Source organism: Vibrio sp. V33_P6A3T137, from assembly GCF_009904835.1.
In the GTDB taxonomy this organism is placed as follows: domain Bacteria; phylum Pseudomonadota; class Gammaproteobacteria; order Enterobacterales; family Vibrionaceae; genus Vibrio; species Vibrio metschnikovii.
The window spans coordinates 45,663-69,074 of the sequence record NZ_WXWK01000116.1; the positions used below are offsets into that span (position 1 = coordinate 45,663).

General features: G+C 45.8%; 21 protein-coding genes. 11 read left to right on the forward strand and 10 right to left on the reverse strand.

Annotated elements, in window-relative coordinates; all coding sequences use genetic code 11:
• Window positions 1-18 precede the first annotated feature (18 nt).
• Entirely contained in the window at window positions 19-2,868 is a 2,850-nt protein-coding gene (gene glnE, locus CAG60_RS10860; RefSeq protein WP_161438927.1) for a bifunctional [glutamate--ammonia ligase]-adenylyl-L-tyrosine phosphorylase/[glutamate--ammonia-ligase] adenylyltransferase, read from the forward strand.
• Window positions 2,869-3,009: 141 nt separating this feature from the next.
• Window positions 3,010-4,440, forward strand: a complete 1,431-nt coding sequence (hldE, locus tag CAG60_RS10865) for a bifunctional D-glycero-beta-D-manno-heptose-7-phosphate kinase/D-glycero-beta-D-manno-heptose 1-phosphate adenylyltransferase HldE (protein WP_161438928.1) — start codon at window positions 3,010-3,012, stop codon at window positions 4,438-4,440.
• Window positions 4,441-4,545: 105 nt separating this feature from the next.
• On the opposite strand, the gene tolC is transcribed toward hldE, so the two are convergent.
• A complete protein-coding gene (gene tolC, locus CAG60_RS10870; protein ID WP_161438929.1) occupies window positions 4,546-5,859 on the reverse strand; it encodes an outer membrane channel protein TolC in 1,314 nt (437 codons plus the stop codon).
• Between the two features lie 318 nt (window positions 5,860-6,177).
• Here tolC and nudF point away from each other — a divergent pair, with 318 nt between their 5' ends.
• From nudF to parC, 6 genes are all read left to right on the forward strand, one after another.
• On the forward strand, window positions 6,178-6,807 hold the full coding sequence (gene nudF, locus CAG60_RS10875) for an ADP-ribose diphosphatase (RefSeq protein ID WP_158144685.1): 630 nt from the start codon (window positions 6,178-6,180) through the stop codon (window positions 6,805-6,807).
• A 7-nt stretch (window positions 6,808-6,814) separates the two neighbouring features.
• Window positions 6,815-7,264 (forward strand): DUF1249 family protein, encoded by a 450-nt coding sequence (locus CAG60_RS10880; protein WP_154170146.1) that lies wholly within the window; start codon window positions 6,815-6,817, stop codon window positions 7,262-7,264.
• Between the two features lie 16 nt (window positions 7,265-7,280).
• Window positions 7,281-8,102 carry a 3',5'-cyclic-AMP phosphodiesterase gene (gene cpdA / locus CAG60_RS10885; protein WP_161438930.1) on the forward strand — a complete coding sequence of 274 codons (822 nt, stop codon included), beginning with the start codon at window positions 7,281-7,283 and terminating at the stop codon, window positions 8,100-8,102.
• Between the two features lie 4 nt (window positions 8,103-8,106).
• Window positions 8,107-8,694: an esterase YqiA gene (gene yqiA, locus CAG60_RS10890; RefSeq protein WP_161438940.1), complete on the forward strand. Its 588-nt coding sequence runs from the start codon at window positions 8,107-8,109 to the stop codon at window positions 8,692-8,694.
• Between the two features lie 218 nt (window positions 8,695-8,912).
• Window positions 8,913-10,796, forward strand: coding sequence for a DNA topoisomerase IV subunit B (gene parE, locus CAG60_RS10895; protein WP_040903866.1), 1,884 nt, complete (start codon window positions 8,913-8,915; stop codon window positions 10,794-10,796).
• Window position 10,797: 1 nt separating this feature from the next.
• A complete protein-coding gene (gene parC, locus CAG60_RS10900) occupies window positions 10,798-13,071 on the forward strand; it encodes a DNA topoisomerase IV subunit A (protein ID WP_040903820.1) in 2,274 nt (757 codons plus the stop codon).
• Between the two features lie 96 nt (window positions 13,072-13,167).
• Here parC and yacG read toward each other — a convergent pair whose 3' ends face one another.
• The 8 genes from yacG to nadC form a co-directional block, all read right to left on the reverse strand.
• Window positions 13,168-13,365, reverse strand: a complete 198-nt coding sequence (gene yacG, locus CAG60_RS10905; protein WP_040903818.1) for a DNA gyrase inhibitor YacG — start codon at window positions 13,363-13,365, stop codon at window positions 13,168-13,170.
• 41 nt (window positions 13,366-13,406) lie between these two features.
• The gene (gene zapD, locus CAG60_RS10910) at window positions 13,407-14,147 is read right to left on the reverse strand and encodes a cell division protein ZapD (protein WP_004394266.1); all 741 of its coding nucleotides are present in this window, start codon (window positions 14,145-14,147) and stop codon (window positions 13,407-13,409) included.
• 31 nt (window positions 14,148-14,178) lie between these two features.
• Window positions 14,179-14,787 carry a dephospho-CoA kinase gene (gene coaE, locus CAG60_RS10915; protein WP_158138885.1) on the reverse strand — a complete coding sequence of 203 codons (609 nt, stop codon included), beginning with the start codon at window positions 14,785-14,787 and terminating at the stop codon, window positions 14,179-14,181.
• Window positions 14,788-14,792: 5 nt separating this feature from the next.
• Window positions 14,793-15,659 (reverse strand): prepilin peptidase, encoded by an 867-nt coding sequence (locus tag CAG60_RS10920; protein ID WP_158138884.1) that lies wholly within the window; start codon window positions 15,657-15,659, stop codon window positions 14,793-14,795.
• A 175-nt stretch (window positions 15,660-15,834) separates the two neighbouring features.
• Window positions 15,835-17,061, reverse strand: coding sequence for a type II secretion system F family protein (locus CAG60_RS10925; protein WP_154170154.1), 1,227 nt, complete (start codon window positions 17,059-17,061; stop codon window positions 15,835-15,837).
• Window positions 17,062-17,079: 18 nt separating this feature from the next.
• Complete coding sequence (gene pilB, locus CAG60_RS10930; RefSeq protein ID WP_161438931.1) at window positions 17,080-18,768, reverse strand: type IV-A pilus assembly ATPase PilB; 1,689 nt, start codon at window positions 18,766-18,768, stop codon at window positions 17,080-17,082.
• Window positions 18,769-18,788: 20 nt separating this feature from the next.
• Window positions 18,789-19,232: a pilin gene (locus CAG60_RS10935; RefSeq protein ID WP_161438932.1), complete on the reverse strand. Its 444-nt coding sequence runs from the start codon at window positions 19,230-19,232 to the stop codon at window positions 18,789-18,791.
• 289 nt (window positions 19,233-19,521) lie between these two features.
• Window positions 19,522-20,412: a carboxylating nicotinate-nucleotide diphosphorylase gene (gene nadC / locus CAG60_RS10940; protein WP_161438933.1), complete on the reverse strand. Its 891-nt coding sequence runs from the start codon at window positions 20,410-20,412 to the stop codon at window positions 19,522-19,524.
• A 108-nt stretch (window positions 20,413-20,520) separates the two neighbouring features.
• Here nadC and ampD point away from each other — a divergent pair, with 108 nt between their 5' ends.
• Window positions 20,521-21,066 (forward strand): 1,6-anhydro-N-acetylmuramyl-L-alanine amidase AmpD, encoded by a 546-nt coding sequence (gene ampD / locus CAG60_RS10945; protein WP_161438934.1) that lies wholly within the window; start codon window positions 20,521-20,523, stop codon window positions 21,064-21,066.
• On the opposite strand, the gene fldB is transcribed toward ampD, so the two are convergent.
• The gene (gene fldB, locus CAG60_RS10950; RefSeq protein ID WP_154170164.1) at window positions 21,063-21,581 is read right to left on the reverse strand and encodes a flavodoxin FldB; all 519 of its coding nucleotides are present in this window, start codon (window positions 21,579-21,581) and stop codon (window positions 21,063-21,065) included. The genes ampD and fldB overlap by 4 nt on opposite strands.
• A gap of 131 nt (window positions 21,582-21,712) precedes the next feature.
• Here fldB and xerD point away from each other — a divergent pair, with 131 nt between their 5' ends.
• Both xerD and CAG60_RS10960 read left to right on the forward strand, forming a co-directional pair.
• Window positions 21,713-22,621: a site-specific tyrosine recombinase XerD gene (gene xerD / locus CAG60_RS10955; RefSeq protein ID WP_004394254.1), complete on the forward strand. Its 909-nt coding sequence runs from the start codon at window positions 21,713-21,715 to the stop codon at window positions 22,619-22,621.
• 15 nt (window positions 22,622-22,636) lie between these two features.
• On the forward strand, window positions 22,637-23,389 hold the full coding sequence (locus CAG60_RS10960; protein ID WP_161438935.1) for a thioredoxin fold domain-containing protein: 753 nt from the start codon (window positions 22,637-22,639) through the stop codon (window positions 23,387-23,389).
• The last annotated feature ends 23 nt before the right edge of the window (window positions 23,390-23,412 follow it).

The window sequence follows — 23,412 nt, forward strand, 5'->3', positions numbered from 1 at the left end:
GAGAGACAAGGATGATTTATGCAGCTCCCCGAACACTTAATGATTCATGCCGATAACGCCTACCAACAGTTGCTTGCTGAGCAGCCGAAGCTGAGTCAGTGGCCGTCTGAATTACAGCAATCACTTCGTTATGTGACCACGTTGAGCCGTTTTGTCACCCAGACCTTCTCTCGTGATGAGTGGCTGGTCGATGAATTTCCTAATTGGTTACAAAGTGAATCGAGAGCAGAGACTTATCGCGAGCGATTACAGGCTTTATTAACGTCGTGCCCTGATGAACAAACCGGACAACGGATTTTACGTCAGTTTCGTTATCGAGAGATGGTCTATATTGCTTGGCGTGATTTTTTAGCCACTTGGCCTGTCGAGCAGAGCCTTGAACATCTTTCTGAACTGGCGGAAGCGCTGATCGTCGAGACATATCAATGGCAATATTCACTGTGCTGTCAAGAGTGGGGAACGCCATGCAATGCGCAAGGTGAGGCTCAACCGATGCTGATTATCGGCATGGGTAAATTAGGTGGTGGGGAGCTCAATTTCTCTTCGGATATCGATCTGATTTTTACTTATCCTGAAAACGGTCAAACTCAAGGCGTCAGGCGCAGTATTGATAACGGACAGTTCTTTACCCGTTTAGGCCAGCGGATCATAAAAATGCTTGATCAACCGACACTCGATGGTTTTTGTTATCGGGTTGATATGCGTTTGCGTCCGTTTGGCGAAAGTGGTCCTTTAGTGATGAGCTACGCCGCATTAGAGGATTACTACCAAGAACAAGGACGAGATTGGGAACGCTATGCGATGGTCAAAGCGCGGGTGATGGGCCGTGAAATGCATCATCAGTATCAAGAACTACGGCAAATGCTGCGGCCTTTTGTATTTCGTCGTTATATCGATTTTAGTGCTATTCAATCGTTGCGGCGAATGAAATCGATGATCCGTAGTGAGGTACGTCGTCGTGGATTGAGTAATAACATTAAACTGGGTGCTGGTGGTATTCGGGAGATTGAATTTATTGCCCAAGTTTTCCAGCTCATTCGTGGCGGACGAGAGCCCAGTTTGCGCCAGCGAGGATTGTTAGAAACACTACAGGCGATTGCCGAACTTGAACTATTAACCGCCGAACAAGTCGCGCAGTTAGTGGCCGCTTATCGTTTTTTGCGCCGATTAGAAAATCTATTACAGGCCATGGAAGACAAACAGACGCAAACGCTGCCAGAGAAAGAAGACGATCAACTGCGTCTCGCTATTGCGATGGGTTATGGATGTTGGGATGCGTTACTTAGCCAGTTACAACATCATATGACGCAAGTTCATCACGTGTTTATCACTTTGATCGGTGAAGATGACGATGAAGAAAGCACAACGGCTGAGCATTTTCATGAATTGTGGGACATGGCAGATAAGCTGGATGTGATTTTACCTATTTTTAGGCAGGAGTTAGCAATTGAAGAGCCATCGAATTTGGCACATTGCTGCTTAACGTTTAAACAGGATTTAGCTAAAAAAACCATTGGTCCACGTGGCCGAGAGGTATTAAATCGCTTAATGCCTAAGGTTTATCAAGCCATATTCTCTCATCCCGATGCGCAATTTGGTTTAGCGCGAGTGCTGCATTTACTTAATAGTATTGCCACGCGCACCACCTATTTAGAGCTGTTGGATGAATATCCAGCAGCACTACATCAACTGGTTCGTTTGTGCACAGCCAGCCCGATGATTTCCGAGCAACTGGCTCGTTACCCGATTTTATTGGATGAGTTGATTGATCCGCAGCATCTTTATCATCCGATCGATCTTGGTAGTTATAAAACCGAGCTGCGTGATTTTCTTGCTCGTATTCCAGAAGAGGACATGGAGCAGCAAATGGAAGCGCTGCGTCAATTTAAGCAGATCGGGATATTGAAAATCGCTGCTGCTGATATCGCGGGTGTGTTGCCAGTGATGAAAGTCAGTGATCATTTAACGTATTTAGCTGAAGCCATCGTCGATGCCGTCGTTAATCAAGCTTGGTTGCAAGTCAGTGCCAAACATGGTGTGCCGGATCATTTAACCCAACAAGCTGGTAAAGGCTTTGCTGTGGTAGGGTATGGCAAAGTGGGGGGCTGGGAGCTGGGTTATAACTCCGATTTAGATATTGTCTTTATTCATGATTGTCCGGCTTCTTCCATGACTCAAGGGATCAAGCCGATTGATGGGCGACAATTTTATCTACGTCTTGCTCAGCGGATCATTCACCTTTTTTCGACCCGTACCGCTTCCGGTATTTTGTACGAAGTCGATACCCGTCTACGTCCTTCCGGCGCTTCGGGGTTATTGGTCAGCTCGATAGACGCTTTTGCCGATTATCAGCATCAAGAGGCTTGGACGTGGGAGCATCAAGCCTTGGTCCGAGCAAGAATGATTTACGGTGAAGCGGATTTACAAGCCAAATTTAATCATGTCAGACATTCTGTACTCTGTTTGCCGCGAGATCCAAACACTTTGCAACAACAAGTGGTCGAGATGCGTGACAAAATGCGTCAACACTTGGCCAGCAAAAAAGCCGGACGTTTCATGTTAAAGCACGATCAAGGTGGGATCACCGATATTGAGTTTCTCGCGCAATATTTTGTCTTACGTTATAGTCATCAGCATCCAAAGTTGACGCGTTGGTCGGATAATGTGCGTATTTTTGAATCGTTGATGAACGAAGCGGTACTGGATCCCGCATCAGCTGAGGCATTAACTCGCGCGTATACCGAGATGCGAGATCAAATCCATCATCGTAACTTATTGAATCTTGATGCGGATGTGGATGTGGATGAAGCACAATGGGTAGCTCAGCGAGAATGGGTGATTGAAACTTGGCATCACTGGTTAGGCTGAACGCTGTCAGCGAGGAAACGCTGCCTACTGAACCCGATAAAGATTGGTCGTACTGACACCGCTTAGCGGTAACTCAAAGTAGTTTGCCGATAGAGGGCTATGTTACACTGCGCCATAGATTAATAGTGGAGAAGATCGATAATGAAACCAATCCTACCTGACTACAGCAAAGCGGGTGTGCTTATCATTGGTGACGTCATGCTTGATCGTTATTGGTATGGTCCAACGGGACGTATTTCCCCTGAAGCGCCAGTGCCAGTGGTAAAAGTTGAGCATAACGAAGAGCGTCCTGGTGGCGCTGCTAACGTGGCGATGAACATTGCCTCTTTAGGTGGTTTGGCGCATATCATAGGTTTAACTGGCATTGACGAGCCAGCACAAGTGCTGCAAGAAAAATTAACCTCGCTGAATGTGCAGTGTGACTTCGTTGGTTTAGCTGATTACCCCACCATCACCAAATTACGAGTGTTAAGTCGTGGACAGCAATTGATCCGTCTCGATTTTGAAGACAAATTTGAGAATATTGATGCTCAGCTGATCCTGTCGCGCATGGAACGTTCTCTGACGAGCGTGAACGCGGTGATTTTATCTGACTATGCGAAAGGCGCTTTGGAGCACGTTCAGCAGTTGATTCAAAAAGCACGCATGGCCAATGTCCCAGTGTTTATTGATCCTAAAGGGGCTGATTTTGAACGCTATCGTGGTGCAACCTTATTGACACCGAATATGGGTGAGTTTGAGCAGGTAGTAGGAAAAGTTAAGTCGGATCAAGAGTTGGTTGAAAAAGGCTTGGGGCTCATTGAACAGTTTGATCTACAAGCGTTGTTGGTGACCCGCAGTGAGCATGGTATGACCTTGTTGCGTCGTGGTATGGAGCCTTTCCATTTGCCAACGCAAGCCAAAGAAGTCTTTGATGTAACCGGTGCTGGTGATACGGTGATTTCGGTGCTTGCTGCGTCGGTGGCTGCAGGTAAATCTTTGGATGAAGCGTGTGTTTTAGCCAATGCTGCCGCTGGCGTTGTGGTTGGAAAACTGGGAACTTCGACGGTATCGACGATTGAATTGGCTGAAGCCATTCATGGCAGCAAAGAGGCGGATTTTGGCATTATTGGTGAAAGTGCGCTGATTGAAGCGGTCAAAAAAGCTAAAGCCCGCGGTGAAAAAGTTGTCATGACTAACGGCTGTTTTGATATTTTACACGCTGGACATGTGTCTTATTTGAACCATGCAGCAGAGCTTGGCGATCGCTTAATTGTAGCGGTTAATACCGATGAGTCGGTGAAACGTTTGAAAGGCCCAGGGCGTCCGGTCAATCCAACCGATCGTCGCATGGCGGTACTAGCCGGGCTAGGTGCCGTAGATTGGGTGGTTCCATTTAGCGAAGATACTCCGCAGCGCTTAATTGCAGAAGTGTTACCAAGCATTTTAGTTAAAGGTGGCGACTATAAACCTGAAGATATCGCTGGTGGTGAAGAAGTGATTGCTGCGGGTGGTGAAGTGAAAGTACTGAATTTCGAAGAAGGCTGTTCGACCACAGACATTATCAAGGCGATTAAAGGCGGTAAAGGTTAACGACGGTGATCTCGATGGAGATAGCCAATCGCTGTGTTTTCAGTGCGTAAGCGCATAAAAATAAGGGGCTTCAATTGAAGCCCCTTATTTCATTTTGGGATTGCTTTATCGACTCACGCGTTGTAGTCCAGCATTGATATCGAGAATATCTTGTTCGCTGAGAGAGCCAATTGCTTGACTAAGTTGTAGACGATTCAAAATATAATCGTAGCGCGCTGAAGAGAGATTACGGTTGGCATCATACAGACGTCGCGTTGCATCTAATACATCAACAATCGTCCGAGTACCAACTTCAAAACCGGCTTCGGTTGCTTCTAGGGCAGAACGAGCGGAAATCACCGATTGTTCATAAGCACGTAATGCGCCAATTGAAGCGTTGATATTGTTGTTATAGGCGCGCACATCTTTGACCACACTGCGGAAGGTCGCTTCTAACTCTTGGCTTGCGGCGACAAACGCATGTTCGGCTTGTTTGGTTAATGACGTTACGTTACCACCCGTATACAGCGGAACATTGAGATTTAGCCCAATGGTAAAATCGTTAAAATCGGTATTATTCGCGGAATTATTGCTATTCGACTCACGCGCATAATTATAACCACCGTTTAACTTCAACGACGGTAAATGACCGGAACTGGCGAGAGCGATATTATCTTTTGCCACATCTTGAGCAATACGCGAAGAAAGCAAGGCTAAGTTTTGTTGCTGAGCTCGCTCGATCAATGCCTGCATTGATTCCGTATTACGGCTGGCTGAAAAGCGTTGAGTATCAAGAATGCTTAATTGCGAATAGCCTTGCCCAGTAATTTCTCTCAAAGATTCATAGCTATTGATTAAGGTGTTATCCGCTAAAACTTCTTGTGCTAAAACACTATCGTATTGCGCTTGTGCATCATGGACATCCGTAATGGCTGAGAGCCCAACGTCAAAACGCTGCTTAGTTTGTTCTAACTGACGTGCCACAGCGGCTTTTTCGGCACGGACAAATTCTAAGTTATCTTGTGCACTCAACACTTCGAAGTAGGCTTGAGCGACGCGCAACATCAATCCTTGTTGTACGGCGGCGTATTGTGCATCGGCTTGGCGAGCTTGTTTCTCAGTAGTATCTAATGATACCCAACTTGAGCGGTTATACAGTTCTTGAGCAAAACTGATGCCTGCTGATAGGCGATCGCTATCGCGCGCATCAACATCGCTACGAGTGAGGTTATACCCAGCCGTTAAGTTAATCTGTGGTAACAACGAACTACGGCTCGAATTGATTGCTTCAAAAGCGGCTTCACGACGAGCAGCAGCACTGAGCAATTGCGGATCATTTTGTTTTGCTTGATCATAAATTTGTGCAAGATCATCGGCCCATGCGTTAATACTAAAGCTACCAAGGGTTGCACTCACTAAAAAAGGAAGCAGTTTTTTCATCGGTCCTATTCCTGCCTAGATATGAAAGGAGTTACGTTGACAGAGTGTAACTCAAATTGTTGGTATTTCATGCGAAAGTTTGTACTTTTTTACACTTAATTATCCACTTGTGCAATATAAATTAATGTATTAACTAACCAGTGACAGAGCTTGCGAATGGTTCATTACACAAAAAGGTTTATTTAATCAGCTATCTATCATGATAAAAGAGCAATCACTTAAAAAAAAACATAACTTTTATACAAAAAGTTGAGCAATGTCGTTGGCAGTCGTAAACCATCATGAGTAAACTAATAGATTCACCGAGAAGGAATGGCTATGCAACCCACAAACCAAGAAAAAGACCAGTTTAGCGTTAATGATCTGCAGATTGTCTCAAAAAAGACACTGTTCCAAGGTTTTTTTCGCATGGTTAAATACCAATTTAAGCATCGATTATTCCAAGGTGGGTGGAGTGAGACGATCGAGCGAGAAATGTTCGAGCGTGGTCACGCCGCAGCGCTGTTAGCTTATGATCCTCAACGTGATGAAGTAGTGATCATTGAGCAGATCCGGGTCGGGGCACTAGAACATGATCAGCCATGGCAGAAAGAAATTATCGCAGGCATGATTGAACCGGGTGAGGATGCACAGGACGTTGTACGTCGTGAAGCATTCGAAGAGGCTGGGATCTCGGTGGCAAGATTAGAAAAAATCACCAGTTATTACCCTTCTTCAGGGGGATGTTCTGAGAAACTCGATGTCTACATTGGTGAAGTAGATACTACACTGGCGGGAGGTGTGCATGGTTTGGACACTGAAGGTGAAGATATTAAAGTGCATGTGCTCAGTCGTCAGCAAGCTTATCAATGGATCAAAGATGGTCAAATTGAGAATGGTGCCTCAATAATCGCACTACAATGGTTAGAGTTGCATCATCAGCAATTACAATCTCAATGGCGGAGTTGATAACCTCATGCGCAGATCGATAGCCACTAAGCCGTATCATGTGGATCTTGCGGATCTGATGCGAACTTATGAAACCAATTACGCAAAACTCAATGCTCTGCTGCCAAAACCAGCGAGTGTGGGTGAAGTCCGTTGTTATCAAGCGGCTGATCTGATTTATCAGTTACAAGTGCTCGAGGTCACAAAGTACACAACTTTGGTGGAAATTTGTCAAAGTGATGATATTTCAACGTTTTCATTACCCGTGATGTCTGTCAGGCTGTATCACGATGCACGAGTTGCTGAAGTGTGTGCTAGCGATCAATTAACGCGTATTGCGGCTCGTTATGAGTATCCTAACCATAAGATGGTGCAAAAAGATGAGAAAGCACAAATCAACCGTTTTTTAGGTGATTGGCTCACCTTCTGTTTGAAACAAGGCATTAGCCGAGCGCCGATTAATATTAACTATTCATAGCATTAGGTTTATCAATTTGAACGTGTCGCCCAGTTTAGACCCATCAGACAATATTAAGCTTGTTCAGATCACGGACACGCACCTGTTTGCGGCTGATGACGGTTGTTTACTTAGTGTGAATACAGCAGACAGCTTTCATGCCATTGTGCAAGCGATTATTGAGCAAAAGATTGCTTTTGATGCTCTGCTTGCTACTGGCGATATTTCACAAGATCATAGCGCGGAGTCTTATCAGCGTTTTGCTTCTGAGATCAGCGCCTTGCAAAAAGCGTGCTTTTGGTTACCGGGTAATCATGATTATAAACCCAACATGGGTAGTGTTATGCCGTCTTCACAACTGCATGCCCCCGAGCATGTCTTGCTTGGGAAGCACTGGCAAATGATTTTACTCGACTCTCAAGTCGTTGGCGTGCCGCATGGCCGTCTCAGTGATTACCAACTGAATCTATTAGATGAAAAACTCGCTCAACATCCAGATCGCTATGCGTTGATTTTATTGCATCATCATCCTCTGTTAGTGGGCAGTGCTTGGCTTGATCAACATACCTTAAAAGACAGTGATGCATTTTGGAGCGTCATTCAGCGACATCAAAACGCACGAGCCGTTTTGTGTGGTCACGTTCATCAAGATATGGACCGCACTTTCGCCGGGGTAAAAGTAATGGCAAGTCCGTCAACGTGTGTACAGTTTAAACCGAATTCCGATGATTTCGCGTTAGATCAATGCTCTCCCGGTTGGCGTGAGCTTGAATTGCACGCTGATGGTCAAGTGACAACGCAGGTCAAACGATTAGCACGCGGAGCCTTTGTGCCGGATTTTACTTCAAATGGGTATTAACACTATGGGTTCGCGCTCTTCGCTACTGCTGTATATACATGGTTTTAACAGCTCACCACTTTCACACAAAGCGCAGGTGATTCAGCAATATTGTGCTGAGCAGCGGGCGGATATCAAGGTCGTTATCCCTAAATTAGCGCCTTTTCCACAGCAAGCCGCTGAACAGTTACGTAATTTAATGGAGTCTTATCAAGCCGATTATCAGATTGGTCTGGTGGGAAGTTCATTAGGTGGCTATTTAGCCACTTGGCTTAATGCGCACTATACGGTTCCTGCGGTGTTGGTGAATCCAGCGGTGAAACCGTATGAATTACTGCGTAATTTTCTTGGTGAGCAGCAGAATCCGTATACTCAACAACGTTACCTGCTGACGGTTGAGCATATTGATGAATTAAAAGCGCTAGAGATTGACTCGATTGATCATCCTGAGCATTTTTGGCTATTACAGCAAACGGGTGATGAAGTGCTCGATTATCGACAAGCGGTAGAGAAATATCGTCATGCTCGCCAGACGGTTGAAGACGGTGGTGATCATAGTTTTGTTGGTTTTGAGCGCTATCCGTCGGCAATCATCGATTTTTTGCACTTATAAATTCGCTGTCATCATGCGCGAAAAGTCATAATTTTACCTTAGGCTTACGGATGTCACTTGACATCGAAGGGGCTCTTCCAGACTATGTCTGTCTTGTTCTTGCTCCATTGAGCTGCTGTGTTTTATCACCAAATCTGCTTTTTGGTGGATAATTCAAGCGTAAATCCTTAATGGGTAGTAAAGTTACCAATCATTTATCGATAAAAGCATTCCGTATTATGACTGAACAATATAATGCTGGAGCCATCGAAGTTCTCAATGGCTTAGAACCAGTACGTCGCCGTCCCGGGATGTATACGGATACCACGCGTCCCAATCATCTTGGGCAAGAAGTCATCGACAACAGTGTCGATGAAGCGTTGGCCGGATACGCCACCAAGGTTCAGGTGATACTTCACGCTGATCAATCACTAGAGGTGATTGATGATGGGCGTGGTATGCCCGTAGACATTCATCCTGAAGAGAATGTTTCTGGGGTTGAACTTATTTTATGTAAGCTTCACGCTGGCGGTAAATTCTCCAATAAAAGCTACCAATTTTCTGGTGGTTTACACGGGGTGGGGATTTCGGTGGTTAACGCCCTTTCTAAACGGGTTGAAGTGACGGTTCGCCGTGACGGTCAGGTGTATGACATTGCCTTTGAACATGGTGAAAAAGTCTCTGATTTAACGGTCACTGGGACTTGTGGACGTCGTAATCGTGGTACTTCGGTGCATTTTTGGCCAGAAGCGCGTTATTTTGATTCTGCTAATTTTTCCGTCTCGCGTTTGGTCAATAATTTACGCGCCAAAGCCGTACTTTGCCCCGGTCTAGAAATTACTTTCACCGATAAAGTGAACAATAACGAGTATCGTTGGCTGTATGAAGACGGTTTGAAAGACTATCTTGCCGAAGGGGTAAAAGGTTATACCTTACTGCCTGAAGAGCCGTTTACGGGCGAGTTTAAAACCGAGACAGAAGCCGCAAACTGGGCAGTCATTTGGTTACCGGAAGGTGGCGATTTAATTACCGAAAGCTACGTGAACTTAATTCCTACTCCACAAGGTGGTACGCACGTTAATGGTTTACGCCAAGGGCTGCTTGATGCGATGCGTGAATTTTGTGAATTTCGTAATTTGTTGCCGCGTGGAGTCAAACTTACCGGTGAGGACGTATTTGATCGCTGCGCCTATGTCTTATCGATAAAAATGCAAGATCCACAATTCGCAGGACAAACCAAAGAGCGACTCTCTTCTCGCCAAACCGCCTCGTTTGTTGCCAGTGTTGTTAAAGATTCGTTTAGCTTATGGTTGAATGAAAAGCCACAATTGGCTGAGCTATTGGCAGAAGTGTGTATCAGCAATGCTCATCGCCGGATGCGCGCGAGTAAAAAAGTGGTGCGTAAGAAAATCGCTTCTGGTCCTGCGCTGCCTGGTAAGTTAACCGATTGTTCTCAGCAAGATCTCAGCCGCACAGAACTGTTTCTGGTCGAAGGGGATTCGGCGGGTGGCAGTGCCAAACAGGCGAGAAACCGTGAGTTTCAAGCCATCATGCCACTGCGCGGTAAAATCCTTAATACTTGGGAAGTCTCAGCTGATCAAGTGCTGGCTTCACAAGAGGTACATGATATTTCTGTCGCCTTGGGGATTGACCCTGATAATGATGATTTAGAGGCGCTGCGTTACGGTAAAGTCTGTATTTTAGCCGATGCGGACTCTGATGGGTTACACATTGCGACATTGCTGTGCGCCTTATTCACTCGCCATTTCCGTGCCTTGGTTCGTGCCGGTCACGTCTATGTGGCGATGCCGCCACTGTATCGGATTGATTGCGGTAAAGAAGTGCACTATGCACTTGATGACAATGAAAAAAAGGCAATCATCGAACGTCTCAGTAGTAAAAAAGCTAAAATCAACGTCCAACGTTTTAAAGGCTTGGGGGAGATGAATCCTCTGCAATTACGTGAGACCACCATGGATCCGAACACCCGTCGTTTAGTGCAGTTAACCATTGATGACGATAAAGAGACCGATGAAATGATGGATATGTTGCTGGGTAAAAAACGCGCGGACGATCGACGCAGTTGGTTACAACGCAATGGTGATATGGCCGAGGTACAATAGAATGTCGAGTGAAATCAGTTTTGAGGGCGTAGAACAGTTACCGCTGCGCAAGTTTACCGAGGACGCCTATCTCAATTACTCTATGTATGTGATTATGGACCGCGCCTTACCTTATATCGGCGATGGTTTAAAGCCGGTTCAGCGGCGGATCATTTACGCCATGTCTGAGCTGGGGTTGTCGGCATCAGCGAAATACAAAAAATCGGCACGAACCGTCGGTGATGTACTGGGTAAGTATCATCCTCATGGCGATTCGGCCTGTTATGAAGCCATGGTATTGATGGCACAGCCGTTTTCTTATCGTTACCCACTGGTTGATGGTCAAGGCAACTGGGGGGCTCCGGATGATCCTAAATCGTTCGCCGCGATGCGTTATACCGAAGCTAAGTTGTCTAAATTTGCCGAAGTGCTATTGGGTGAATTAGGCCAAGGCACTGTCGAATGGCAGCCTAACTTTGATGGCACCATGCAAGAGCCGAAAATGTTACCGGCTCGCTTACCACATATTTTGCTTAATGGGGTTACCGGCATTGCTGTTGGTATGGCAACCGATATTCCGCCCCATAATGTCCGTGAAGTCGTTGAGGCGACGATTCACCTCATCGAGCATCCTTCTGCCAGTCTTATTGACTTGATGCAGTATGTCAAAGGGCCTGATTTTCCAACCGAAGCGGAAATAATTTCACCACCGTCTGATTTAGAAAAAATCTATCAAACCGGGCGTGGTAGCATCAAAATGCGTGCGGTATGGCATAAAGAAGGCTCGGATATCGTTATTTCAGCGCTGCCGCACCAAGTCTCTGGTGCGAAACTGTTGGAGCAAATTGCTGGGCAAATGCGCGCTAAAAAGCTGCCGATGGTGGAAGATTTACGCGATGAATCGGATCACGAAAACCCAACACGGATAGTGATTGTACCGCGCTCAAGTCGAGTTGATTGCGATACTTTGATGAATCATTTATTCGCTTCAACTGATTTAGAAAAGAGTTTTCGGGTTAACCTCAATATGATTGGCCTGAACAATCGCCCTGAAGTCAAAGGCTTAACGCAGATTCTGAGTGAATGGATTGAATTTCGCCGTGAAACGGTGCGCGCTCGTTTGCAATATCGTCTTGATAAGGTTTTGGCTCGCTTACATATCCTACAAGGTTTGTTGATTGCTTATCTCAATATTGACGAAGTGATAGAGATCATTCGTCAAGAAGATGAACCCAAAGGCATCTTGATGGAGCGCTTCGGGATTAGCGACATTCAAGCCGATGCGATTTTAGACACCAAACTGCGCCATTTAGCAAAACTTGAAGAAGTCAAAATTCGTGGCGAACAAGATGCTTTGGATAAAGAGCGCGCTAAATTAGAAGAGTTACTTGGTTCTGAGCGACGCTTGAACACGCTACTCAAGAAAGAATTAAAAGCGGATGCGGAAAAATACGGTGACGATCGCCGCTCACCGATTGTTGAGCGTGCGGAGGCCAAAGCCTTAACCGAACGTGACCTGATGCCTAACGAAATGATCACTGTGGTGATCTCAGAGAAAGGTTGGGTACGTCATGCCAAAGGGCATGAGGTTGATTGCCATAGCTTGAACTATAAATCCGGTGATAACTACCTCGCGCATGCTTGCGGGAAGAGTAATCAACAGGTGGCTTTTTTAGGCAGTGATGGGCGTAGTTATTCATTAGAAGCACATACTCTGCCTTCTGCTCGTGGTCAGGGAGAGCCGATTACCGGACGGTTGAACATTACTGAAGGCAGTTCGATTCGCCAAGTAATTATGGGTGAAGACGATCAGCTATGGTTGGTCGGTTCTGATGCCGGTTATGGTTTTGTGTGTAAAGGTTCGGATCTGTTATCGAAAAATCGCAGTGGTAAAGCTTTAGTGAATTTGCCGAATAACTCTGAGTTACTGGCACCACAAGCCGTCAATGATCTGCAGCATGATGAGATTTTAGCGGTGACCAATCAGGGACGAATGCTGCTATTTCCAATCAAAGATCTGCCGCAATTAAGCAAAGGTAAAGGCAATAAGATCATTAATATTCCTAGTGCGAAAGCGAAAGCGCGAGAAGAAGTGGTTTCTCATTTGCTGGCTATTCCGTCTGGATCATCGATTACGCTTTACGCTGGAAAGCGAAAGTTAGGCTTAAAGCCTACGGATTTAGATAATTTCCGAGGTGAGCGAGGCCGCCGAGGGGCACTGCTACCGAGAGGATTACAGCGGGTGACGCAAATAGAGATTGATGCAGAACCTACCGAACCTTTGGTTGTAGAATAAGAGCATAAAAAATCCCCAGCCAATCTGCTGGGGATTTTTTTATGCTCATATTTACTTCAGGGTGGTGGGTATTTTAAACCTCTATCCCTGAGAGACTTATAGCGGCTCTTCAGACCAACCGTCACTATCTGACATATCGGGTGCACCAGGAATGGTATTTTCTTCATCAGCCCAAGTACCAAAATCAATCATCTGACACTGTTTACTACAAAAGGGCCGGAAAGGACTTTGCGCGCTCCACGGCACATCATCGCCACATTGGGGGCACTTTACCACGGTGATTTTTTTTGACATGACACTATCCTGTAGGTAAACCAAATCAGAAGGATACGGATTTAGCAGCACACCGCAAGATCAAAAGGAATATTTCGGCTGCTGGCTTTACCAGAAGAAAAATCAATGAACTTAATGGCAAAGCGATTTTTATGACCAGAAATCATCGGATAGACGCCGTACTCTAAAGGAATCGATAAACGCAGGATATTCGCGTCTTCCGCGTCGCTTTGGTAGAAACCATCTTGTGCCATTCGTGCTCGGAAATGCCCGGTTTCTCGGGTGAGTTTTAACCATAATGCAAGCGCATCAGATAGGGGTTGTAAGGTTGCAACCCATTGTTTTATGTCGAGTTGCTTCTGTTCTGATGATAAGTGTAACCAGTAATGCAGAGCGGGAAGATCAAAGCAACAAGAGCCACCAGGGAGGTTAAATCGTTGACGAATGGTACTTAAGAATCGATCATCTTTTAGCGATTGGCCGAAGCGTTCGCCGGCTAATAGGCAGCGATGAACACTGTCAATCTCTTGTAACAGGCTAGTCAGCATCTGTTGGTCGACACCGTCAATATCAATCCATTGTCGGTAGGTTTGACGCTGTTTTTCAATATCTTTTGCTAATTCACTTTTCAGTTGCATCTGCTCAAAAATATCTAGCAGGTCAAAGAGAGAACGAAACAGCAACTGATGCTGAATACCATCAGCCGTTTGACAGGCTCGATCCATTTGATTGAGCAGCGCTTCGACGCGTAAATAAATGCGCGTTTTTTCATTTAGCGGATGTTCAAACTTATGTGTGCTCATGAAACTGGCCTTGATTGATTTACCTGTATTCTCACCGATTTGTACCGCTCATTACCAGATACTTTTGATGTAATTCTGTGATTTGCGGCAAAAGTTGTCGGTTTTTTGCTCCATTTTTAATCACATCATCGGCCATCGCTAAACGCTCAGCTCGGGTTGCTTGAGCGGCTAAGATCGCTCGAGCTTGTTGTTCATCCACCTTATCTCGTGCCATGGTGCGCGAAATTTGAGTCTGTTCATCTACATCAATCACTAACACGCGATCAACCATCGATTGTAATTGATTTTCAATTAATAACGGTACAACGAGTAAACCATAAGGCGATGTAACGAGCTTTAATTGCTCGGCCATTTGTTGGTTGATCAGTGGGTGTAACGTTGCGTTAAGCCATTGTTTTTCTTTAGGGTCGGCAAAAATTCGTTCACGCAAGGCGCTGCGGTTTAAGTGGCCATCGTCTTGTAAAATATCCTCACCAAAGTGCTCGATGATGGCGCTCAGGCCCGGAGTGCCGACTTCAACCACTTGCCGAGCAATGATATCGGCATCAACGATATCAATCGAGAAATGTTCTTGAAACAGATTGGCGACAGTGGTTTTGCCACTCGCGATGCCTCCAGTTAGGCCAATAATCAGCGTCATGAGCGTTATCCTACCAATGAATGTAGATACCAAGCGATCAGTTTATCGCCCCACAACATCGCCAGCCAACCAGCAATCGCCAAGTAAGGACCAAACGGGAAAGCTTTATTAATGCCTTGTTTTTGTAAACGCAATTGAATCAATCCAAACACCAAACCGACCAGTGAAGAGAGTAATACGATTAACGGTAATAATTGCCAACCTAACCAAGCACCGAGCGCGGCAAGCAACTTAAAGTCACCATAGCCCATGCCTTCTTTACCGGTCAGTAGCTTAAATAGCCAATAAATAGACCATAAGCAAAGATACCCTGCTATCGCTCCAATCACGGCGTCATTCAGTGAGAGTGGGCTAATATTCAAAAGTGCTAGGCTGATCCCTGCCCACAGTAAAGGCAGAGTCAATTGGTCTGGCAGCAACATGCTATCCAAATCAATGAAGGTGGCGGCAATTAACACATAAGTAAACAGCAGCAGTGCCACACTATAAGGGCTAAAGCCAAAGTGCAGAGCAATGATCAAACTGCTCACGGCAGTTAATAGCTCAATCGCCGGATAGCGAGCGCTGATCGGTGCTGAACAGTGCGCGCATTTGCCTTGCAAGCAGAGCCAACTGATAAGTGGAATATTATCTCTTATGCGCAAAGGCGTATGACATTTAGGGCAAGTTGAACGAGGTGTACTGAGCGTGAGCTTGCCATCAGGGGGTGTGATGCCATAGTCAGGAAAAGCGTCGGCACATTCTTGACGCCATTCTCGTTGCATCATCGTTGGTAAGCGGTAAATCACCACATTCAAAAAACTACCAATGATTAACCCTAATAGCGTTGCTAAGGCGGGAAATAGCCAAGGTATATAGTAAAAAATGTCCATTTAGGGTGCTCTTGTTAGCAGCAGGAGTGTTATTCCCTTTCAACTTAGAGTGGGCGTGAGGTGGGCTAAGCCTATTGATATTTAATGAGCGCTTAGCAAGGCGATGAGCTTATCACTCATCATGACCAATCTGCTTCTTCAGTGATTTGGGGATAAAACATCGAAAGTGAGTATACTACCCCAATACACTCATTAAGTTAAAGATAGGTAAATACATTGCCACGACCAGCCCACCAACCACTGTACCAAGAAAGACAATAATTAGGGGCTCGAGGATTTTACCTAAATTATCTACGGTGTTATCAACGTCAAATTCATAAATCGTTGCTACTTTATTCAGCATATCATCGAGCTTACCAGACTCCTCGCCAATCATAACCATTTGTAGAACCAATTCTGGGAAAGCGCCGGTATTGCGCATCGCGATATACATTGGCATGCCTGCCGCAGTATCTCGGTAGACTTGTTGAATAGCCGTTTCAAAATGAAGATTACCTGCGGTTTTCGCGGTCGTTTTTAGGCTATCAAGAATCGGGATCCCAGCCGCAAAGCTGGTGGCGAGGGTTCGGCTAAATTTGGCGATCGACGCTTTGCAGAGTATGCCACCAACAATGGGTATAGTGAGTGCTAAGCGGCTGGTTTTTAAACGGAATTGGAACGATTTTTTACGGATAAGTTTAAAACCGAATACGATGGCAATGCAGAGCAGTACAAAGACTAAGCTGTAGGCTTGAACAAGATGCGACAGTTTAAGTACTTGTTGAGTAAACCAAGGTAACTCGGCACCAAAACCTTGAAACATAAGCTCAAATTCAGGAATAATCATGGTGAGCATTAAGTAAGAGACGCCAAGCGCAACCAACATCACCATCGCTGGATAGATTAACGCTTTGATCACTTTGGCGCGCAGTTGTTCGGTTTTCTCTCGATAGGTGGCAAGGCGCTCAAAAACTTCCGCCAAGTTACCCGATTGTTCACCCGTTTGTACCAAATCAACGTAAAGAGGGTCAAACAGGCTACTGGCGGTACGCATTGCTTTTGAGATCGGCGTCCCTGCTGCTACGCCTTTACTTATTTGAGTGATGATCGATTTCATTTCTGCTTTTTGATGACTATCAGCGACTAACTTTAAGGCTTGAACAATCGGGACCCCCGTCGCGAGCATGGTTGAGAGTTGGCGAGTCAGCAGGGTAATCTCTTTGTTTGTGGCGCGATGAGTGAGACGAGTGATCAAAGAGAGGCTGCTTTTTTTGATCTTTTGAATCTGCACATGTTGATCTTTGAGTTTATCGCGCACTTCCAATTCGCTGATCGCTAAAAATTGCCCTGACACTTTTTTGCCAGAGCTATTGATGCCTTTCCAGCGATAATTTTTCAGTTCTTGTGCTTTAGATAGCGTCATAGCGAGAAATCCAATCGATTAGAAGTAAAGAACACGCTGCAGCTCGTCAATACTGGTGATCCCCTGTTGGAGTTTTTCTATTCCAGATTCTTGTAAAGTTTGCATACCATTAGCTTTAGCAATGGCTTCGATATGAGTAATCGAAGCGCGCTGCATGATCGCTTCAGCTAATTGGCTATTAAACGCCATCACTTCATAAATGCCGACTCGGCCACTGTAGCCTTTGGTGCATTCACTGCAACCGTTCGGATCCGCCGCGTAGAGAATGTCATCGGCTGATAAGTCAAACTGCTGTTGTTCCGTTACGTTTGGTTGTTTGGCGACTTTACAGTTCGGACATAAACGGCGTGCTAAGCGCTGAGCGATGATTAAGCTTAATGAAGAAGCGAGATTAAAAGGTTCAATACCCATATTAGCCAGGCGAATCACGGTCTCTGCTGCTGAGTTAGTGTGTAACGTGGAGAGCACTAAATGCCCGGTTTGAGCAGCTTTAACGGCAATTTCAGCGGTCTCGACATCGCGGATTTCACCGACCATAACAATGTCCGGATCTTGGCGTAAAAAAGAACGCAGCGCCTTAGCAAAGCCAAAACCGATTTTCGGTTGCACTTGTACCTGATTGATGCCGGGGAGATTGATTTCGACGGGATCTTCGGCGGTAGAAATATTCACCTGCTCACGATTTAATAAACTTAGACCAGTATAAAGGGAAACGGTTTTGCCGCTGCCGGTTGGGCCAGTCATCAAAATCATCCCTTGTGGCTGTTTGAGAGCATTGAGATAGAGCTGTTTTTGCATCTCGTTGTAGCCTAATTTGTCAATATCTAAACTGGCGGCGCTGCTATCGAGTAAACGGAGGACAATTTTTTCTCCCCATAAGGTGGGTAAGGTGGAAACGCGCATATCAATCGCGGTGGTGGCATTGAGGCGCAGTTTAATTCGCCCGTCTTGTGGCAAGCGCCGCTCGGCGATATCCAGTTTCGCTAAAATTTTAATTCGCGCCGCTAGCCGGCGGCCTAAATGGCTGGCGGGTTGTTGGGTTTGCACCAAAATACCATCGCAGCGTAAACGAACTCGATAAAGGGACTCGTAAGGTTCAAAGTGAATATCGGACGCGCCTTTACGCACCGCATCAAGCAAAATTTGGTTGATAAATCGGCTAACTGGAGAGTCATCTTGGCTAAGATCCTCGACTTGTTGCTGCTCATCATCAGAAATATCGACTAAGCTGGCTAGCTCGTCTTGGCTGATCTCTTTGCCTTGCGCAGAATGTCCAGCTAATGAACGTCCGTATAAGCGGCGAATAGCCCCTTGTAGTACTTTATAGTCTGCCAACACCACTTCAATCGCGAGTCCGGTGGCAAAGCGAAATTCTTCTTCTGCTTGCAGATGAGTCGGGTCGGCCATGGCTAAGGTGAGTACCAAGCCATTATTCTCAATCGGTAGCGCTTGGTAGCGCATGATTAACTCACGTAATCCGAGCTGTTGGCACAGCTCTGGGTAGGCATAATCGCTGAGGTTTTGGATCGGCAGTGCGAACAGCTGACTGATGTGTTCGCTCAGCTCTTGGCTATCGAAGATCGCCAAATCCAACAAAGCTTCCGGCGCGCTAGCGCCAGAAGCTTGGATATGTTCGACCAGCGCTTTTTCTTGGGTCAGGCTAAGTAGTTGCGCCTGACGCAAAATCGCGATGAGATTGGTGAGCATAATTTATTGATAAATTATGATTATGTTGTAGGTTCTGAAGTTGATTTTTTACTGCAAGATTTTATGTCGAGTTCTGCTATTTTATCCGTTGACTCACATGTCCAGCCGTTTGTGTCATCTCTTTTTAAAGTGATGGTTTGATCTTTCAATGCCCCTTCTTTAGTGAATTTAAATATAATGCTATAACTTTTATCGCTACTTGTAATGCTTAACTCACCTAATCCATTTGCCTTTTCCGAAGTGCCTAACTTAGTGACATCTTCTAATTTACCATGCTCTTGAATATACAGCTCTGCTGGGGTTTGTAACGCTCTTAATGTGGCAATGGCAGATGACGCTTCAGACTTAGTGACATAATCTTTATAAGCAGGTACAGCGACTGCCGCTAGCACGCCAATGATCGCCACGACGATCATCAGTTCAATTAGAGTAAAGCCTTGTTGTTTAGTGTAGTGAGTTTTCATGACTGAATTATCCTTGGGTATGGTCAGTTGTTGAGACCGAATTAGGATAAGTGTCTGGTTGCATTAATAAAACTGTCACACAAATGTGTTTCGAGTCAGGCGACAGTTTTTACATCCGCGTTGAAATGTCGTTGCTGAAATTCTGCGAGTCAGTTAAAGATATCCCGATAAACAGTGTGGCAATTGGTGTTTATCGGGAGTGATAAAGAGGCAATGGTGGTTTGATATCAATTCGATGACAGGCTGAGGCGATGCTTCAGGGGGATAAAACCCGATGAACCTTTAACCTTTAGCCTTTTAGGCGCATTGAGAGATCCAACGCTTGAATATGCTTGGTTAATGCCCCTACCGAAATATAATCCACTCCCGTTTGCGCGTATTCGCGAATGGTCGCTAAGGTGACATTGCCTGAGTTTTCCAGAGCAGCCCGTCCTGCGTTGATACGCACGGCTTCACGCATCGTCTCTAAGCTAAAATTATCGAGCATAATAATATCAGCCCCGGCGTGAATCGCTTCTTCGAGCTCGGCTAAGTTTTCGGTTTCCACTTCAACCGGTTTGCCCGGATTAAGCGCTTTTGCAGTCGTGATCGCGGGGGTGATCCCGCCGCAAGCAATAATATGATTCTCTTTGATCAGGTAAGCATCAAACACACCGATACGATGGTTAAAGCCCCCGCCACAAGTGACGGCGTATTTTAAGGCATTACGTAGTCCCGGTAGCGTTTTGCGAGTATCTAATAGACGACACGAGGTGCCTTCCAGTTGCTTGACGTATTGGGCGGTAACGGTAGCGCAGCCAGATAAGGTTTGGATAAAATTCATCGCGTTACGTTCACCGGTCAAGAGTGCACGCGCAGGGCCGCTTAGCGTGCACAATACTTGATTGGGTTCGAGCGAGTCACCATCTTGCACATGCCAATCTATAGCTACTTCACCACCAAGTTGTCGAAAAACTTCATCAGCCCAAGCTTGGCCACAAAATACGCCCGATTCGCGAGTGATGATCGTCGCCACATTATGGGCATCAGCAGGGATCAGGCTGGCGGTAATATCTGCCGTTGGATCGACATTACCACCAAGATCTTCTTCTAGTGCATCACGTACCGCACGCGTAATATCTAAGGGAAGCTGTTGTTTAAGGTAATCAAGGCGTTGTTGGCTGTTATGGGTGTTTTTCATCGCGAATCTAATCTAATATGCTATCGAACGGAGTTTGAATGATACGCTGACTAGGCGTGAAATTCAGCCACTAATCACGGATTTTGTGTAATCGATAAGGTGAAATTGATGATTGACCCAGCAGGCTGGTATCAAGTCGCTCGACATGTTCCGTCGCCTTTTTTTGATCAGCGCACTCAGCAACAACCCATTTCTCTATTGGTCGTGCATAACATCAGCTTACCGCCGGGGCAGTTCGGAGGGCCTTATATTGAACAGTTCTTTACCGGTCAATTGGATCCGAGCGCACACCCATTTTTTACCACCATTGCGACGATGCAGGTCTCAGCTCACTGTTTAATTCGCCGTGATGGCGAGGTCGTGCAGTTTGTGCCTTTTTCTGGGCGAGCTTGGCATGCTGGACAATCATCCTTTGCGGGTCAAGCGCGGTGTAATGATTATTCAATAGGTATAGAGTTAGAGGGCAGTGATTATGTGCCCTATACTTCGGCGCAATACCAATCATTGGTACGCTTAACAAAGGCTTTGCAACAGCGTTATCCGGCAATCACTCAGCAGCGGATCACCGGTCATCAATATATCGCTCCGCAACGCAAAACCGATCCAGGATTAGTATTTGATTGGCGCTATTTTTTTCAGCAGCTATCGCTTTAATTGAGCTGTTGATATTCAGTGAGGATCTGTTCTACCCAGTTGGCAATACGCTCATCACTGAGTTCATATTGTGAATCTTCATCGAGTGCTAAACCGACAAAATATTCACCATCGGCAGTCAGTGCTTTCGAGGCATCAAAATGGTAACCATGATTGGGCCAGTAGCCAATAAGCTTAGCGCCGCTCTTCTGGATCTCGTCGTGCAGCATCCCCATCGCATCCAGATACCACTCGCCATAGCCTTCTTGATCTCCTAAGCCGAACAATGCGACGCACTTGTCGTTTAGCGGTACGCCATCGATGTGATCCCATATTGCACTCCAATCTTCTTGGATTTCACCAAAATCCCAAGTTGAGATGCCTAAAATCAGTAGGTCGTAATCACGCATTTTGCTTAGTGGCGTCTCCTTGACATTATGGAGGGTCAATAATTCTTCGCCAATAATGGCGCGCATTTTTTCCGCTGCCATTTCGGTATAACAGGTGGTAGAACCGTAAAATAGGCCAATTTTCATAGAATCTTATTCATGGTTTAGAACGATGGACGAATTCTATACCCAATTCGACCAGAGATGCCACCTAGGAGTGGCGACTATTTTGTGGTATTAAGTTGAGGTCTAAATCTAATAAATAATGAGAAGAAGCGGTGTCAAAGCAATTGTCGGCCGACCATGGACTGGTTGAGCAGTTTTTAGATGCGATGTGGATGGAGCGAGGATTAGCGGAAAATACCCTGATGTCTTATCGCAATGACCTCACAAAATTATTGCTCTGGATGGAGCAACACGATTACCGATTAGATTTCATCAGCTTGGCTGGGTTGTTGGAGTATCAGAGCTGGCTAACCGATCAAGATTATAAACAAACCTCACGAGCAAGAATGCTCTCGGCGTTACGTCGTTTATTTCAGTATTTGCATCGTGAAAAAGTGCGTAGTGACGATCCGAGTGCCTTATTGGTGAGCCCTAAATTGCCACAGCGTTTACCGAAAGATCTCAGTGAAGAGCAAGTCGAAGCGCTGTTGAATGCGCCGGATCCTAATGATCCATTGGAGTTGCGTGATAAAGCCATGCTAGAGTTATTGTATGCGACCGGACTGCGTGTTACTGAACTGATTTCGTTAACCATGGAAAACATCAGCTTACGTCAAGGTGTGGTGCGGGTAGTTGGTAAGGGCGGTAAAGAGCGTTTAGTGCCGATGGGTGAAAATGCCATTGAATGGATTGAAACGTTTATCGCTCAAGGGCGCTTACATTTACTGGGCGACAATACGTCTGATGTGGTCTTCCCAAGTAAACGTGCGCAACAAATGACGCGGCAGACCTTTTGGCATCGGATTAAATATTATGCTGTGATTGCTGGGATTGATGTCGAAAAGCTGTCTCCCCATGTTTTACGTCATGCCTTTGCCACTCATTTACTCAACTATGGTGCCGATTTACGCGTGGTACAGATGCTGCTTGGTCATAGTGACTTATCGACCACGCAAATTTATACTCATGTTGCGACTGAGCGACTCAAACAAATACACAGCGAGCACCATCCAAGGGCTTAAAAGAAAGGATTATTTATGAAGGTTTTACACCGTCTGACGCTTTTTGCTTTACCATTTTTCACCATGGCATGCCATGCACAGGAATCAAAAGAGCAAACGCCAAGTTTGGATAAAGCAGGGTTTGAGCAACGTTTTGCCCCATTGGGTATTGATGTCACGGCTATCGTCCCTTCTGAGATCAGCGGATTGGTCGAAGTGCAAACGCCCGGTGGCGTGCTATACGCTTCGCCGGACGGTAAACATTTTATTGCCGGAACGTTATACGCATTGAAGGATGACGGCAGTTATGTCGATGTATTAGCCAAGCGCCAAGCGCCGATTAATGCACAAAAACTACAACAAGTTGCATCGAGCACAATTGAATTTAAAGCGCCTCAAGAGCGTTATATCGTGAGTGTGTTTACCGATACGACCTGCGGTTATTGTGTTCGTTTGCATAGCCAAATTAAAGATTACAATGATTTGGGGATCACCATCCGTTATTTAGCTTTCCCTCGTCAAGGCGTTGCCGGCCCTGTTGCCGAGCAAATGGCGGCGATGTGGTGTGCTAGCGATCCGAAGCAAGCCATGCACGAGGTGAAAATTGAGCGCAAAACGTTAACCCCGCAAGGGAATATCGCTCAGTGTAAACAGACCATTGCTGAACATTATCAATTAGGTCAAGAGCTGGGTATTTCAGGTACGCCAGCAATGTTCTTACCAAACGGTGAGATGATCGGTGGCTACTTACCCGCAGCTCAATTACTGCAACGCCTTCAACAAGGCTAATCTCACGACGTTGTTTATTACGA